A 570-nucleotide genomic window follows, 5' to 3' on the forward strand; every position below is an offset into this window, starting at 1 on the left:
CACCATGGGAGTTTGTAACGCCCAAAGTCGGTGGCCTAACCATTTGGAGGGAGCCGCCTAAGGCGGGATAGATGACTGGGGTGAAGTCGTAACAAGGTAGCCGTAGGAGAACCTGCGGCTGGATCACCTCCTTTCTAAGGAATAAAACGGAACCTACACAACGGAGAAACTTTGTTTAGTTTTGAGGGGTTTACCCTCAGAGCTTGTACTTTGAAAACTAAATACTATCTAATTTCTTTATTAACAAAACAATAAACCGAGAACACCGCGTTATTTGAGTTTTAATTAACGAATATAATAGCTAACTCAATTAATCAAAGCAGTTTAAGACTGCTAAGGTTAAGTTATGAAGGGTGCATGGTGAATGCCTTGGTACTAGGAGCCGATGAAGGACGGGACTAACACCGATATGCTTCGGGGAGCGGTAAGTACGCTTTGATCCGGAGATTTCCGAATGGGGCAACCCAATCAGCTTAGTCGCTGATTACTTGACTAGTGAATTCATAGCTGGCAAGAGGTAGACGCAGTGAACTGAAACATCTTAGTAGCTGCAGGAAGAGAAAGAAACAT

The 570-nt window shown here is 43.9% G+C and carries 2 rRNA genes; both read left to right on the forward strand.

Features of this window, described 5'->3' with window-relative positions:
- Positions 1–134, forward strand: a 16S ribosomal RNA gene (locus IEU90_RS11220); the annotation flags it as partial.
- 203 nt (positions 135–337) lie between these two features.
- Positions 338–570 (forward strand): 23S ribosomal RNA (locus IEU90_RS11225); the annotation flags it as partial.

It is taken from the genome of Limosilactobacillus caviae, from assembly GCF_014635905.1.
GTDB lineage: Bacteria > Bacillota > Bacilli > Lactobacillales > Lactobacillaceae > Limosilactobacillus > Limosilactobacillus caviae.